Source organism: Paenibacillus residui, from assembly GCF_042677205.1.
In the GTDB taxonomy this organism is placed as follows: Bacteria; Bacillota; Bacilli; order Paenibacillales; family NBRC-103111; genus Paenibacillus_L; species Paenibacillus_L residui.
Map to the genome: position 1 here is coordinate 61,163 of NZ_JBHTIU010000012.1, position 16,087 is coordinate 77,249.

Here is a 16,087-nt window from a genome sequence, read left to right on the forward strand (position 1 = left end):
CCCAGGATGAACGCTGCCTCACTATATACCGAACCTCAGGGATTAATTCCGCTTCGTTTACGAAGATTTTCGTCACACTACGTGGTATATCCCCCGGAAGCCAGAATTCGGGAAGCGATCCTTCTCTTCGTTCCAATCGCATCCAGCGGAGCCCAGCGGCTCAGCTTCTTGAGAATCGATATTTGGACCTGCTGACGGTCTCCCTCTTCCATAGCAAGAATCGCCGTTCTCGCCCGGGACTCGATCCGCGCGAAGGCTTCATGAACGTACACCGATGCCATTTCCGCTTGGTTAACCGCTTGATCCGGCCCGTTGCGGCCCATTGTTTTTCTGGCGCGCAGTACGGCGGACTCCATCGCAAAAACTTCAATGATGACGTCGGCCAAACACTCTACGATTTCCTGCTCCTGCTCCAGCTCGAATCTGTACTTCTCTACGGCGGAGCCGCCCACCATCAGAAAAATCTTCTTGGCCGCTTCTATCATCGCCGACTCGCGCGCGAGCGGTTCCTCCTCCATCATCATCTGCGGAATATAAGTGATCAGCTCCTGCTGTAGTTGCTGAGTAACATCCATCAGGGGGAGCTCTCCTTTTAACGCTTTGCGCAGAAGGGCAGCAGGGATAAGCAGGCGGTTGATTTCATTCGTCCCCTCAAAAATCCGGTTAATTCGCGAATCCCTATAAATTTGTTCAATTTTATATTCCTGAATATAGCCGTATCCTCCATGAATTTGAACTCCTTCATCCGCGGCATAATCGAGCGCCTCGGAAGCAAATACTTTGTTGATCGAGCATTCGATGGCATATTCCTCGATCGCCTTGGCCGCCTTCCGGCTGTAATCCGGCGCCGCTTTGTCAAGCTTGCTCATACTGGCATCCATCAATCCCCCGGTGCGATAGACCATGCTTTCCATAACGAATGTGCGGATAGCCATATCGGCGAGTTTTTTGCGAATCAAAGGGAACTCTGCCAACGCCTTGCCGAACTGCTTCCGCTGTTTGGCATAATCCACCGCCAGACGGATGGCCCACTTGGCGGACCCGAGACAACCGGCAGCCAGCTTATACCGGCCTATGTTAAGAATGTTGAAGGCGATCACATGCCCGCGGCCAATCTCTCCAAGCACGTTGTCGACCGGCACGGGGACATCCTCCAGAATAAGCGGCCGGGTCGAGGAGCCCTTAATCCCCATTTTCTGTTCTTCCGGTCCGGTCGATACGCCCGGATAATCCCTCTCAACGATAAATGCGGTGAACTTATCCCCATCGATCTTGGCATATACGATAAACACGTCGGCGAAGCCTGCATTGGTAATGAACTGCTTGGAACCGTTCATCACATAATGCTTACCGTCTTCGCTCAATACGGCTGTCGTCTTCGCACCAAGTGCATCCGAACCCGAGGAAGCCTCCGTCAGGCAATAAGCGGCCAGCTTCTCTCCGCTTGCCAGCGCCGGGAGGTAACGCTGCTTCTGTTCCTCGCTTCCGAACAAGATGATCGGCAGGCTGCCGATTCCGACATGCGCCCCATGCGACAGAGCGAAAGAGCCTCCCCTGACCAGCTTCTCTGTAATCAGCGTCGAGCTGATTTTATCCAGATCGGTCCCCCCGTACTCCTCCGGTACGTCTGCCGCCAGCAATCCCAGCCCGCCGGCCTTCTTCAGCAATTGCACCGTCAGGTTTAAATCCTGCCGTTCGATCTGTTCTTCGTGCGGGACCACTTCCCCTTCAACGAAATCTTCCGTCAGTTCGGCGATCATTTTCTGTTCCTCGGTAAAATCCTCCGGGGTGAATACATCGTCCACATCCGGCGAGGCTAGCAAAAATCCTCCGCCGCGATTAGCCAGCTTACTCAAACCGCTTCCTCTCCCTTCTTCCCTGGGAAACTGGATTTTCAATTAGCCCTTATCCCCCATGGCCGCCAAGACGGCACCAGTGACTGGTGAAGATGATGGCTATTTGTCAGGTTAATGGATAAATTCAAACACTCCCGCCGCACCCATTCCTCCGCCGACGCACATGCTGACGATTCCGTAACGGCTTCTTCTTCTCCTTCCTTCATGAAGAAGAGTTGTCGTCAGCTTGGTTCCCGTGCAGCCCAGCGGGTGGCCGAGCGCGATCGCTCCTCCATTAACATTTACCTTCGCCTCGTCTATCCCCAGTTCCCGGATGACATATAGACACTGCGAGGCGAATGCTTCGTTAATTTCGTACAGATCGATCTGCCCCGCGGTCAAGCCGGCGAGGCGGAGCGCCTTGGGGATGGCCGCTACCGGCCCGATGCCCATGACCTCCGGCGCCACTCCCGCGACGGCGAAGGAGCGGAGCACAGCCAGCGGCCGCAAGCCAAGCTGCGCCGCCTTCTCGCCGGACATGACGACTACGGCCGCGGCCCCATCGCTCATTTGCGACGTGTTGCCGGCCGTCACCGTTCCGCCGAGGCGGAAAGCCGGCTTCAGCTTGGCGAGCGCTTCCGGCGACGTGTCCGGCCGCACGCCCTCATCCTCGGCGAACACGAATCTGCGCCGTGCAGGCTCACCGCTTTCGTCCACGATCGCCTCCTCGACCGTCACCGGGACAATCTCGTCCCGGAATTTGCCGGCTGCGATCGCGGCGGCCGCTTTGCGGTGGCTGGATACGGCGAAGCGGTCCTGCTCTTCGCGGGTGACGCCGTACCGGGCCGCCACTTCCTCGGCGGTGTGTCCCATCGACATGTACATTTCCGGCCGATGCTCCACCAGATGCGGATTGGGCATTGGCTTGTAGCCGCTCATCGGCACATGACTCATGCTCTCGACCCCGCCGGCCACCATCACATCCGCGAAGCCGCACATGATCCTCTCCGCCGCCGAGGCGATCGACTGGAGCCCGGAGGCGCAGAACCGGTTCACGGTCTGTCCCGGGACTCCGTCAGGCAGTCCGGCCCGGATCGCCACGATCCGCCCGAGATTGAGCCCCTGCTCCCCCTCGGGCATGGCACAGCCGAGGATAACATCCTCCACATCGGCTCCCGAGATGCCCGGTGTCCGCTTGACCGCCTCCTGAACGGCGGCCGCTCCCAGATCCTCCGGCCGAAACTGCCGGAGAGACCCTTTATGCGCCTTGCCTACCGCCGTCCGGACGGCGGTTACAATGACTGCTTCCTTCATCGTTTGGCCTCCTGTCCGTTCGGCCTGCCGGACGCAGGCCTTCGTTTAATTTCTTAACGGTTTGCCTTTAAGCAGCATGTGCTGCATCCTCGCCTGGCTCTTGGGTTCCCCGCATAAGCTGAGGAAAGCCTCCCGCTCCAGGTCGAGCAAAGCCTGCTCCGACACGACCGCATTGGCCGGCCTCTGGCCCCCGGTTAACACATGGGCCAGCTTGCGTCCGATCAGCTCGTCATGCTCGGTGATATGTCCCCCGCCTCTCATCTGATACAGAGCCATCTGGAGAACGGCTCTGCCCGGCTCCCCTACGACCCGGCAGCTCTCTCTTTCCGGAGGGGAATATCCGGCATCGGAGAGGGCGATGACCATCCGTTTCGCGTCGTATAGCTGGGAGTCCCGATTCAGCGAAATGCGATCCGTCGTTCGCAAATACCCCAGCTCCTTGGCTTCCTGAGCGCTGGTCGAAACCTTGGCCATGCCTATCGTTTCGAATGCGCGGTTGACGAAGGGCTGCAGGTCGACCTTGCCGTCGTAATCGACGTTCCGGGTAAAACGCATAAGCAGCTCCTTCGTCCCGCCGCCCGCCGGAATCAATCCGACCCCGGTTTCAACCAGTCCCATATACGTTTCGGCGGAGGCTTGAACGACGGCCGCCGGAATGGCCAGCTCGACCCCGCCTCCCAGCGTCATGCCGAATGGGGCGGAAACGATCGGCTTCTCGAAATATTTAATAGCCATGGAAGCTTCCTGAAATTGACGGATCATCCGATCGATCTCCAGCCAGTTGTCGTCCTGCGCTTCCATAAGCAGCAGCATGAGGTTGGCCCCCACGCAGAAATGCCTGCCTTCGTTCGCGATAACCAGCCCGCGATAATGGCTCCGCACCTCCTCCAGCGAACGAAACAGCATTTGCAAAATATCCGGGCCGACGGCATTGTTCGGAGAGTGGAATTCCAAGCAGGCCACATCATCTCCCAGATCGATCAAGCTGGCGCCCGCATTGCTCATCAGGACAGCCCCCTGCCGTTCTTTCAACGAACGCAGAGACAGGAACTCCGGCCGCCGGTAAAGCTCTTTGGCCTGGCCGACGGGGAGGAAATAGAAAGTGCGCCCCTCCTTTTTCTCGTAGAAGGAGGTTCTGCCTGCGGCCAGCATATCCTCTATCCAGGACGGCAAAGTGTCCCCTTCGTCCTTCATTCGTTTGGCCGTCCGCTCCACTCCAAGGGCGTCCCAGGTCTCGAACGGTCCCAGCTCCCAGTTGAACCCCCATTTCATTGCCTCATCTACGGCCAGAGGGTCGTCGGCAATTTCCGGAAGTTTATAAGCCGAATAGAGCAGCACCTTTTTCATGACCGTCCAGACGAAGCGCCCTCCCGGGTCCCCGGCCTCCGTCAGAACACGCAGCTTTTCCTTCAAGGTTTTGGCATTGCGCGCGGCTTCCAAGGAGGGAAAGCGCGCTTTGTCCCTTGCAATATAAGACCCGGAAGCCGCGTCCCATTGTTCAATAACCTTCTCCCCGCCCGTGCGGACCACTTGATAGAAGCCGCGACCGGCTTTCTCGCCGATTTGTCCGTTCTGCAGCATTTCCTTCATTACGGCAGGGACCTCGAAGGCAGCCTTTTCCTCCGGGTCGCTTGCCTGACGGTGGACATTGTTTGCCACATGAACGAACGTGTCCAGACCCACCATGTCCAGTGTGCGGAACGTAGCGCTTTTCGGCCGGCCCAGCACCGGACCGGTGAGGGCGTCAACCGCCGATACGGACAAGCCGTGCTTCGCCATTTCGTGCATGGTTACCAGAAGCCCGTAGGTTCCGATCCGATTCGCGATGAAATTCGGCGTATCCTTAGCAAGGACCACTCTCTTGCCCAGCCGGCTCTCGCAGAATCTCTTTACCGCCGCCACGGCTTCGGGATCGGTCTCCTCCGTAGGAATTAACTCCACCAGCTTCATATAACGGGGGGGATTGAAGAAATGCGTTCCCATAAAATAACGCCGGAAGCTCTCCCCTGTCTGTCGGGACATGGCCGCTATGGAAATCCCGGAGGTGTTGCTGCTGACGATCGTCCCGGTTTTCCAATGCTTCTCCACCTCCGCGAGGAGCTCTTGCTTGGCCTCCAATTGCTCCACGATCGCCTCGATCACCCAATCCGCCTCTCCGACAGCGGTCAAATCCTCCTCGAAGCTTCCCGCCCGGATCCGTTCCAGGACGCGTTTCGAATACAGCGGGCTGGGCTTCTGCCGTGGGAGCTGCTCCAGAGCCGTTTGGGCCAGCCGCTGCCCCCCTATTTTGCGGTCCAGCATAGTGACAGACAGGCCCGCATTGGCCAAATGAGCCGCTATAGCCGCGCCCATCACCCCAGAACCTAGCACAACCGCCTTTTGCAAGGTCCGCTCCATCGGTAACTTAACCTCCTTTATCCGAATATTGAAAGTAAGATCATTCCATGTCTACACATAAGCAACGACAGACTGCGCAGGTTTCTCTCCCTCTTTAGCCTTCTTTAACGTTATACTTTGACCGGTCAGTATAATAATCCCAAGGCGAGACGGAAGAACCCCACCTTCATCGACTGCCCCGGAACGCTCCTCATGTGAGCCTTGACAACTCTCAAAGGAATCCAGGGCTTTGATCCAGGACTAACCCGTTCCGGACTAACCCGTTTCCTTTATACAGCTATGCCGAAGGTTTCTGCTTTATGGTAGCTTCCTCCGGCTCGCTGTTACCCGTGTGGAGTAAAATAACAGCACGGAAGCACGCTGTGCCTATTTTTCCTTAATCAAATACCAACGGCCAAGCAATGCCTCGATTCAGTTACTCGGTCCGACTGTCCCGGAGGTTTCTTTCCTCTTCGGCCAATGCCCTGCGCAGTACTTTGCCTACGAGCGTCTTCGGCAGCTCCGTGCGATATTCATAGACACGGGGGACTTTGTACGAGGCTAACCGTTCTCTGCAAAATTGCTCCAATTGCTGCTCCGTCGCCTGCTGACCTTGACGCAGAACGACGAACGCCTTCACCGTCTCTCCCCGGTATTCATCAGGAATCCCAATGACGGCCGCCTCCTGGACCGCAGGATGCTGGTATAAGACCTCCTCAATTTCCCGCGGATAAACCTTAAGGCCGCTCGCATTGATCATTTCCTTCTTGCGATCGACAATATAGAAATAACCGTCCTTATCCATGTAGCCCATATCACCGGTTGCAAGCCAGCCGTCCTTGAGGACGGATGCCGTTTCTTCCGGTTGGTTCCAGTACCCTTTCATGACCTGCGGTCCCTTGACCAGCAGCTCACCAATCTCACCGGGCTCGGCGGGCTCTCCGTTATCCAGCATGATAACCGCTTCGGTATCCGGCCATGGAATACCGATGCTGCCCTGCACTCTCCTCCCCCATATCGGGTTCGCGTGAGTAACGGGCGATGCTTCCGTCAACCCGTAGCCCTCCACGAGCCTTCCGCCGGTCAATTGCTCGAAGGTTTGCTGAACCTGCAGCGGCAGAGGCGCAGATCCGCTGATGCAGCATTCGATAGAGGAAAGATTATAGCGACTTAATTGAGGATGATGAATAATACCGACGTACATGGTAGGTGCTCCGGGAAACAAAGTAGGCTTTTCTTTATCAATCAGCTTCAGCAGCATGCCGGCTTCAAATTTGGGAACCAGCAGCATTCTGGCCGCCAGATATATCCCCAAATTCATACAAGTAGTCATCCCGTATACATGGAACAAAGGCACCGCCGTCAGTATCGTTTCCTGACCTTTGCGGATACGGTGAATCCAGGATGCGCACTGGATAACATTAGCGACCAGATTTTCGTGTGTCAGCATCGCCCCTTTGGCCGTTCCCGTCGTTCCTCCTGTATACTGGAGAACGGCTACATCCTCGGACAAGTCGACCTCTGTCCTGACCGGCTTCGGGGAGGAGCGCGCCATCAATTGCTTGAACATCCGAATGTTCTCCGTTTCCGGGTCAAGCCGTCTGCCGGCTCCTTGCTTTTTTTGCACCAGGGGATACAGCATATTTTTCGGAAAAGGCAAATAATCCTGTATTCCGGTTACGATGATGTTATTCAAATTTACCGATTGCGAAGCCTTCTTCACTCTCGGATAAACCAAATCCAGACAGACAATCGTCTTGGCCCCGGAATCCGTCAGATGCCGTACCAGTTCCCGTTCAGTGTACAAAGGATTCGTCTGAACTACCGTGCCCCCCGCAAACAATATCCCGTAGTAACCAATGACGTACTGGGGAACATTGGGAAGCATCAAGGCTACCCGGTCTCCCCTCCGAATCCCGAGATGGATCATCGCATTGGCAAAACGGTAAGCGGAATCGAGAAGCTTACGGTAAGACAGCTTCTTGCCCATGAACAGCACAGCCTCATGGTTCGGATAATGTTCGGCTGCCTCCAGTAAAAAATCGGTTAAAGCGACGGACGGATAATCGAGCCGCTGCTGTACTTCCGGTTCATAAGAAGATAGCCACGGTCGGTTCGTCATGTTTAACCACCTGCCTCCGGTTAATCACTTTACGTTGCCAGCATTTCTCTAAAGCGCTCGGTCAGAAGAGGCACGATTTCGAATAGGTCGCCGACAATTCCGTAGTCTGCAACTTGAAAGATAGGCGCTTCCGGGTCCTTGTTGATCGCGACGATCACCTTGGAATTGGACATTCCCGCCAAATGCTGGATGGCTCCGGATATCCCGCAAGCGATATAGAGGTCCGGGGTGATCACTTTCCCGGTTTGCCCGATTTGCAATGAATAATCGCAATACCCCGCATCGCAAGCACCGCGTGATGCCCCGACGGCAGCTCCCAGCACATCGGCCAATTCTTGGAGCGGTTCGAAGCCTTCGGCGCTTTTGACGCCTCTTCCGCCGGAGATCACAATCTTGGCTTCGCTCAGGTCAACCCCCGCCAACGATTTGGAGATTACTTCCTTGACGACGGTCCGCAAATCTTTAATATCCACGGCAAAAGGAATTTCCCGGCAGCCGTGGGAGCTCTGGTGCTCCTCCACCGGAATATTGTTGGGGCGAATCGTGACAAACCATTTCCCCGCGGCAAATCTCCGGCTTTCGAACGCTTTACCCGCATAGATTGGCCGTATGAATACGGGTTCTCCGTCCTTCCATTCAAGGCCCGTGCAGTCGCTGATCAGCCCACAGCCCATTCGCGCTGCGGCTCGAGGCGCCAAATCTTTACCGATCGCGGTATGCGGCAGCAGAATGACATCCGGATCATCGTGAACGATCAACTGCGTCAACGCTTGGGTATAGCCGTCCGGGGTGTACCGGTCTAATTCGGCATGCTCCGCCAAGTACACCTGGTCCGCGCCATGCATGGCCAGCTCAGCCGCCAGCGGCTGATGACCCTGCCCGAACAAAGCGGCGCTGATCCGGCCTCCTTCCGACAACCGCCGCGCGGCCGTCAGCGCTTCGAAGGTCACATTACGAAGCTTCCCATCCTTGACTTCGGCAAGAACAAGAACCGATCGTTCCATTCCATACCTCCTTATCCAATCACTTTGGCTTCGTTCCGCAGAAGATCGGCCAATTGCCGTACCTGCTCCTCCGCTGTCCCTTGCAGAATACGGCCAGGGGGCTTCTCCGGGGGAAGCCTTTGTTCGACCCTATGAGTCTTGGGCTCCGCTTCCTCTTTAGCCAATCCAAGCTCTTCCGCCTCAATAACGTCTATTGGTTTTTTCTTGGCTTTCATAATTCCAGGAAGAGACGGATATCTAGGCTCATTCAATCCTTGCTGGGCTGTGATCAGGAGAGGCAGGGAAGCTTCAACCACCTCAATATCCCCTTCGACATCCCTTTCCACCACTGCCTTGCCGTCTTCTAACCTAAGCTTTACCGCTGTAGCTATATGAGCAATTCCCAGCTCTTCCGCCAGTCTCGGTCCCCCTTGCGAAGCCCCGGAATCGATCGCCATTTGTCCGCAGAGGATCATGTCGTACTCCATGGACTTGATGACTGCCGCCAGCTTCCGTGCAGATGTGTATTCGTCATTACCGTTCAGTTCTTCGCGGATATGAACTGCCCGGTCAGCTCCGACCGCCAAAGCGGTGCGCAGCGCGGCCTCTACACGGTCAGGCCCGAGACTGACCGCGATCACCTCTCCTCCGAACTGCTCCTTCAGACGGATCGCCTCTTCCAGTGCATATTCGTCATAAGGATTGATGACAAATTTCACTCCCTCTTCCGACACGGCCCCGTTGTCCAGCGTTATCTTCTCTTCCGTGTCAAACGTTTGTTTGATGCAGACGACCGTTTTCATAGCTCCTCCTTCCCCTTTTGCAAACTTGTTTTTGCCCAATAACCGCTTGAGCCGGCTGCTCTTCAGGGTCCCCCTTTAATCCTATGGGCGACAGCTTGCCCGACATTCCGCTAATCTCCGACATCGTCGGCCACTTTTCAAGACAAAGTGATGGCGCAAACTAATCTGATGATTCGTTTTAAGGAGATGGTTTGGAGTTTGGAGTTTGGAGTTTGGAGTTTGGAGTTTGGAGTTTGGAGTTGGGGAGTTTTTGATAGATCACTTATTGATGATTTGTCCGCTTGTTTCTGATGACTATTGGTTTTTCGATGTTCGGATTTTAGTGGATTGTTGGTCTTCGCTGAGGTGACTGAGGCGGATGGATGGGTTCCTGGGGTTATTTGGATAAGTTCAGTGCTTGAAATTGATTCGGGGTTGGTTACGGATTTTACACCAGGCAAAGCTGCGTTCGATCTTTTTGTGCCGGCTCTTATCTCTTTCAGTGTCCTTTTGGCTGTTATCCCCTCCACTCAGCTCTCTTTCGTATCGGGCCCTATCTCTCTTTCAGCGTCCTTTCGGCTGTTATCCCCTTCGCTCAGTCTTTTTCATATTGGGCTCTATCTCTCTTTCAGCGTCCTTTTGACCGTTATCCCCTTCGCTCAGCTCTCTTTCGTATCGGGCCCTATCTCTCTTTCAGCGTCCTTTTGGCTGTTATCCCCTTTGCTCAGACTTATTCATATCGAGCCGCATCTCTCTGTCTGCGTACTTTTGACTATTATCCCTTTCGTTCAGAAAATTTCTATGGAGGGGTGCCTCCGATTTGTTGTGGGGGTGTGATGCGATTTTATGGTGGCTAGGTGTTAGGTCGGATGTTTCGGACCTGTGGGAGGAAAATCGAATTTCTGAGGGCGCTGTTTCAGTTTTCTGGAGGGTAATTCGGATCTCGAGGAGGGATACATATTTTTAAGGAGAGACGATTCGTGCCTGTTCAATAAAATGAAAAGAGGAGTCTGATGGAATCTTTTCATAGAAGCATTCTGAGTCAAGGGGATAACAGTCCAAGGAACCGACAAAGGAATAAATGCTCGAACATCAGGAGTAATATCTTTCTAGGTTACTCTCAATGTTACTCTTTCCCAAACGGATTCCTGATTCAACGGGATAACAGTCCAAGGCCCTCACTATAGAGACAAATGAGCGAGCATCGAAAGTGAAATCCTTCCTTTGGCTACTTCAATGCTACTCTTCCCAGATAGATCCTGGATTCAATGGGATAACAGTCCAAAGGTATGTGTATAAAAGGAGCTGGGATCGAGAAATCCGAAATCCTGCTGAGAAAAAATAAATACCGTCCGAATAAACGAACGGTATGACGTAAATGATTCCTTCTGTCCCTTATTGTGATGGTTGCAATTTCACTAATTTCTCCATATTTCCCTTATACATTCAATATCTTCTACTACTATTATGACCCAATCCTTATTATCAGCACACTTTAAGAAGCCATCCAATATAAAATTTCCGCGAATATCTTATGTACTCGGTACAAACACAAACTTAACGCAACGATCTCCCGCTGCCTCGCGTGTTTTGTTTATGAACCGACCCGATGCGAGCATGCCGGTTATTCGGCAACCGCTCGAGCCTGGACGGGCAAGGATACTTCAACGACCGTCCCTTCGTCAATTTCGCTATAAACATTGACAGTCCCGTTATGCGCTTCAATAATTTTGTAGCTCAACATCAGGCCGAAGCCAGATCCTTTCTCCGATGGCAAATAATAAGGCTCGCCCAGCTTATCCAGCCTCTCTTCCGGAATGCCGGGACCATCGTCTTTAAACTGGATGGATATCCGATCCGGACTGCTTAAGCAGACGGAAACTTCCAATGTTCCTCCGTTAGGCATTGCCTCGATTCCGTTCATCATTATATTCACGAAGGCTTGGATCAACTGCTCCGCCTCACAGTGGATCGGAGGAAGGTTCGGCTCAATCTCCGTCATCATTCTGACCTTGTTATGAATCGCCTGCGGCTTCAAGCGGTCCACGGCCTTCCAGATTAAATCGTAAATTTTCCTCCGTTTAAACTGAACGGAATGCGGTTTGGCCAGGAGCAGAAATTCATTAACTATGAAATTTATTTTCTCGATTTCAGACTGCATGATATCAAGATACATTTGATTATCGCTATTCTTGGTGCGCATTAAATGCAGGAAGCCCTTAAGAGAAGTGAGCGGGTTTCGAATTTCATGAGCAACGCCGGCGGCCAGTTGTCCGGCAACCGATAGCCTTTCCGATTTTCTCAGGCGCTCTTCGTTTTTCTTGCGTTCGGTAATATCCACCACAGTACCTATCCAGGCGGGCTTTCCCCGAAACATAATACAAGCTCCATGGCCCTCCAATTCCAAAATGGAGCCCCCGTACCTTGTCCCGCGACACTGGAAATGCATGTTCTCTTCCCATTCCGTTACCTTGTCTAATTTCAAGTGATCCGCAGGATACATAAACTCCTTCAAATCGCGCCCCAACAGTTCCTTCCTCGGATAACCGAACATTTTTGCAAAATGGGGATTAATATAGATCAATTGTCCGTTCTGATACAAATATACGCCTACTTGCGCCTTCTCCACCAGCTTATGGTAGAGCGCTATGTCCCGCTCGGGAATGTCCGATAACTCCTGGGAACGCAGTTCTCGTGGGTGAATTAACCGCATACGGGAGGAATTGCGATGGGGCCTGCCGCCTCGCAGGAAGGCCACTCTCCTATGCTCCGAGCTATTGGTCTCTTGAGAAGGAAAGGCAATCTTGACTTTCTCTATAGGTTGTACAGAAGGGGTTCTGAGGTCTGCCTCTTCTTGTATACAAGCACTGTATTCCTTAGAATCGGGAATAAACTGGAATAAATATATTTCAGGTTCGGAAGCTGTATTCTTCATCACGGACAGGTGCATAGATATTCGAACTTGCTTTCCGTTCATAAGCATCCATACCAGCTCCAGCTTTGCACTGTCTGTTTTTCCGTTATACAGATCGAATAGACGGTTCTGGATGATCGGCCAGGTATCCGGCTGAAAATGCTCCTGTATCCTCGACGAAACGAGCTTGTGTTCACTCTCTCCTAATAAGGTGCTTAAAGGAGAATTAATGGCGAGCCATTTGCCGGACAAGTCGACAAGTCCCATTCCGATATTGGAATGGTAGAATATATGGCGAAAGCCGCCGCTGAACGACCATATTGAGGGTCGGTCATCTACATCCAGCTTATGTTCCGCCGCCTCTTGATCGTCTATAATATCTTTTACACAATCTTCACTCAATGCTATTCCTCCGAACTAATGGAATCCAAGTCATTCCAATAACGGAATATTACTACATACGAAGTTAATCTTCTTTACAGCTTTAATACGTAAAAAGATTCTTATTGGCTTAACTGCCTTTAAGCTCGTTTTCTATCTTCTTGCATGCCGGCCTAATCCTTCAGAAGACGGTATCTACAGAAAGTATATGAATGGTTTGGGTTCTATCATGGTTGTTCCGCATAGCGTGATCTCACCATATGGTATTCCAAGTATGAATAAAATTCAATCATGTTTAAGACCCTTTAACAGGTATACTTGTATACAAGACTGATCATCTTATACTAGTTTAGTGATGATACCTGTAAGAAGCAAGACTGCTTTCCAACATTCTCCAACATTTTTCACAATTAATGCCTTTATCGGAGTTTTCATAAGCAGAGACGAAAAAATCTATTTACTTGACTACAATAATAAGTGTATAATACAATGTTTGGGTTACTTTCTTTACATTTAAAACAAGGTGGTGCTTATTGATGAGCAAGGATCTATCCTATCGTATCCTGCTATATTATAAATACGTAAACATTCCCGATTATGAGCAATTTGCCGCAGACCATCTTCAGTATTGCAAGGAATTAGGGGTCAAAGGAAGAATTTTGGTAGCGGAAGAAGGCATTAACGGGACCGTCTCGGGAACCATTGCCCAAACCGAGAAATATATGCAGGATATGCATAATCATCCTCTATTTAAAGACATGGTGTTTAAAATCGATGAAGCGGAAGGACATGCCTTCAAAAAAATATTTGTCCGTCCCAAAAAAGAGCTCGTTACCTTCCGTCTGGACAAAAACCTCGATCCTAACCAAATCGGCGGAAAACGTTTATCACCGGCCAAGTTTTACGAGATGCTGCAGAAGGAAGATGTCATTGTCCTCGACGGACGAAATAATTATGAATACGATATCGGTCATTTCCGTAATGCCATTCGCCCGGATGTGGAATCGTTCCGCGAATTCCCGGAATGGATCCGCAACAATCTTGCGCAGCATAAAGACAAGCCGATCATCACCTATTGTACAGGGGGAATTCGCTGTGAGAAGCTTACCGCATTCATGATTGAGGAAGGGTTTCAGGACGTTTCCCAACTGGATGGCGGAATTGTGACTTACGGCAAGGATCCTCAAGTGCAGGGCCGGCTGTTTGATGGGAAATGCTACGTCTTCGATGAGCGAATCTCCGTCCGTATCAATAACACGCCTGAGGATGTTGTGATCGGGCGCTGCCACCACTGCGGCAAACCGGAAGACCGTTACATTAACTGCGCCAATGATTTTTGTCATCTGCAGCATATATGCTGCGAGGAATGTGAAGAGCTTCATCACGGGTTCTGCTCCAAGGAATGCGAAGAGAAGGAATGGAGCCGCTGCGAATCTTGATTATCCTTTCATTTCCCGTCATACCATCAATATAGAGAAAAGGCATCTGATCGATTGTTCGGATGCCTTTTCACGTTGTCCCTCATTCTTTTAACGAGCCCAGCAATGCCCCTTTAACGAAGTATTTTTGCAGGAAGGGGTACACTACCAGTATCGGTATAGTCGTAAATAAGATGACACCCGCCTTCATCATTTCCGGGGTCGCTTCCATAGCTACCTCCACCGCTGCGGGTGCGGCCCCTCCCATATCCTGCTCCAGAATTAGGCTGCGCAGCACAAGCTGAAGCGGGTACAGCTCTTTGCTTCGGATGTAGATCAAGGCGCCGAAATATGAGTTCCACATTCCGACTACGTAAAACAGCGACAAGGTTGCGATCACCGGCTTGGAGAGCGGAATGGCAATCCGCGCATAAATTCCATATTCGCTGCAGCCGTCCATCTTGGCCGCATCGAACAATTCGGAGGAAATCCCTTGCAGGAAGGTCTTCATAATGATGACCGAAAAAGCGTTGAGCGCCCCGGGAATGATCAAGGCCCATAAAGTATTCTCCATTCCCAACGATTTAATCAATAAATAGTTAGGGATCAACGGCGAGGTGAATACGAACGTAACAAGGATGAACTTCAGAATCCATTTGCGGCCGGGCATAATGGACCGGGATAGCGAATAAGACAGACTGGTGGTCAACAGCAAAAAAATGAGAGTCCCCATCAAGCACATATAAATACTGATTCCCAATGCGCGCCACAGCGTATCCATGCCGAAAATTTGTTCATAAACGGACAAATTAAAGCCCTTCGGCCATAAATAAACGAGTTTGGCATTGGCATAGACCGGCGAGCTCAAAGAAATCGCAGCCAGATGGATTAACGGAGCGATCATTGTTAAACAGGCTATAATCAGGAAGAGCCCGTTAACGATGGGAAAAACCCGGTCCGATTTTGACAGATTCATGGCGCTCCTCCCCCTTTAATAAATACTTTCACCGGTCGTTCTTCGGCTTAGCTGATTCAGGAACATGACCAGGCTGAGTCCGATAACGGATTGAAACAAACCAATCGCCGTAGAGAAGCTGAATTGGGCACTTAACAGACCTACCCGGTAAACATAGGTGTCGATCACTTCCCCCACTTCGCGGTTTAACGGATTCAGAAAAATAAGAACCTGTTCGACGTTGGCTTCCAGAACACTTCCTACTCTCAGCAAGAACAGGATGATAATGGCAGGCAGCAACGACGGCAGCGTAATATTCCACATTTGCCGCCACCTTCCGGCTCCATCCACCATGGCGGCTTCGTATAAATTGGGATTAATCCCCGATAAGGCAGCCAAATAAATGATCGTTCCCCAGCCAATTTCTTTCCAGATAGAAATCGTAATGATCAGCGGCCGGAAATATTGCGGATTGCCGAGAAAATCAACGCGACCCGCTCCCAGCCTCTCCAGCCATTGGTTGACGATCCCTCCATGGTCCAGAAGATTGATGAAGATTCCCCCTACAATAACCCAAGAAAGAAAATGCGGCAGGTAGAGTAATGTTTGAACCGGACGCTTGAACCACATCGTCCTGACTTCGTTCAATAGCAAGGCCAGCAGGAGCGGCGCGGGGAAGCCGAAAATAATTGAGTAAAAGCTCAGCAATATCGTATTGCGCAATATATTGAAAAACTCGTCATAAGTAAACATCGCAATAAAATGCTTTAAGCCGACAAAATCACTTCCTGCAAACCCTTTGAATAAATTGTAATCCTGAAAGGCAATCCAATTACCGGCAAGCGGGATATATTTGAAAATGAGAAAATGTAATATTCCGGGCAGCGCTATAATCAGGAGGGCGATCCGATCGCCTTTTATTTTTTGCATTCCGCAACCTCCTATAGGGTCAGTGGAAAATAAATTTATCCAATGGCATGGACTCGTTTGTACGGAAGGCGGCCGGC

At 51.8% G+C, this 16,087-nt stretch carries 10 protein-coding genes; 1 reads left to right on the forward strand and 9 read right to left on the reverse strand.

What is annotated here, in order from left to right:
* Positions 1-77: 77 nt before the first annotated feature.
* From ACFQ03_RS04310 to ACFQ03_RS04340, 7 genes are all read right to left on the reverse strand, one after another.
* Positions 78-1,856, reverse strand: coding sequence for an acyl-CoA dehydrogenase family protein (locus tag ACFQ03_RS04310; RefSeq protein ID WP_260982009.1), 1,779 nt, complete (start codon positions 1,854-1,856; stop codon positions 78-80).
* A gap of 111 nt (positions 1,857-1,967) precedes the next feature.
* Positions 1,968-3,149 carry an acetyl-CoA C-acyltransferase gene (locus ACFQ03_RS04315; RefSeq protein WP_379286289.1) on the reverse strand — a complete coding sequence of 394 codons (1,182 nt, stop codon included), beginning with the start codon at positions 3,147-3,149 and terminating at the stop codon, positions 1,968-1,970.
* 45 nt (positions 3,150-3,194) lie between these two features.
* Positions 3,195-5,546: a 3-hydroxyacyl-CoA dehydrogenase/enoyl-CoA hydratase family protein gene (locus tag ACFQ03_RS04320; protein ID WP_379286291.1), complete on the reverse strand. Its 2,352-nt coding sequence runs from the start codon at positions 5,544-5,546 to the stop codon at positions 3,195-3,197.
* Positions 5,547-5,961: 415 nt separating this feature from the next.
* Positions 5,962-7,647 (reverse strand): long-chain-fatty-acid--CoA ligase, encoded by a 1,686-nt coding sequence (locus ACFQ03_RS04325; RefSeq protein ID WP_379286293.1) that lies wholly within the window; start codon positions 7,645-7,647, stop codon positions 5,962-5,964.
* Positions 7,648-7,676: 29 nt separating this feature from the next.
* A complete protein-coding gene (locus ACFQ03_RS04330) occupies positions 7,677-8,651 on the reverse strand; it encodes an electron transfer flavoprotein subunit alpha/FixB family protein (RefSeq protein ID WP_379286295.1) in 975 nt (324 codons plus the stop codon).
* Between the two features lie 11 nt (positions 8,652-8,662).
* Positions 8,663-9,433 (reverse strand): electron transfer flavoprotein subunit beta/FixA family protein, encoded by a 771-nt coding sequence (locus tag ACFQ03_RS04335; protein WP_144933831.1) that lies wholly within the window; start codon positions 9,431-9,433, stop codon positions 8,663-8,665.
* A gap of 1,603 nt (positions 9,434-11,036) precedes the next feature.
* Positions 11,037-12,728 (reverse strand): PAS domain S-box protein, encoded by a 1,692-nt coding sequence (locus ACFQ03_RS04340; RefSeq protein WP_379286298.1) that lies wholly within the window; start codon positions 12,726-12,728, stop codon positions 11,037-11,039.
* A gap of 515 nt (positions 12,729-13,243) precedes the next feature.
* Between ACFQ03_RS04340 and trhO the strand changes: the two genes are divergently transcribed.
* A complete protein-coding gene (gene trhO, locus ACFQ03_RS04345; protein ID WP_144933833.1) occupies positions 13,244-14,146 on the forward strand; it encodes an oxygen-dependent tRNA uridine(34) hydroxylase TrhO in 903 nt (300 codons plus the stop codon).
* A gap of 82 nt (positions 14,147-14,228) precedes the next feature.
* Here the strand turns inward: trhO and ACFQ03_RS04350 are convergent, their stop codons facing one another.
* Both ACFQ03_RS04350 and ACFQ03_RS04355 read right to left on the reverse strand, forming a co-directional pair.
* The gene (locus ACFQ03_RS04350; RefSeq protein WP_379286300.1) at positions 14,229-15,101 is read right to left on the reverse strand and encodes a carbohydrate ABC transporter permease; all 873 of its coding nucleotides are present in this window, start codon (positions 15,099-15,101) and stop codon (positions 14,229-14,231) included.
* Positions 15,102-15,116: 15 nt separating this feature from the next.
* On the reverse strand, positions 15,117-16,010 hold the full coding sequence (locus ACFQ03_RS04355) for an ABC transporter permease (RefSeq protein WP_144933835.1): 894 nt from the start codon (positions 16,008-16,010) through the stop codon (positions 15,117-15,119).
* Positions 16,011-16,087 lie beyond the last annotated feature (77 nt).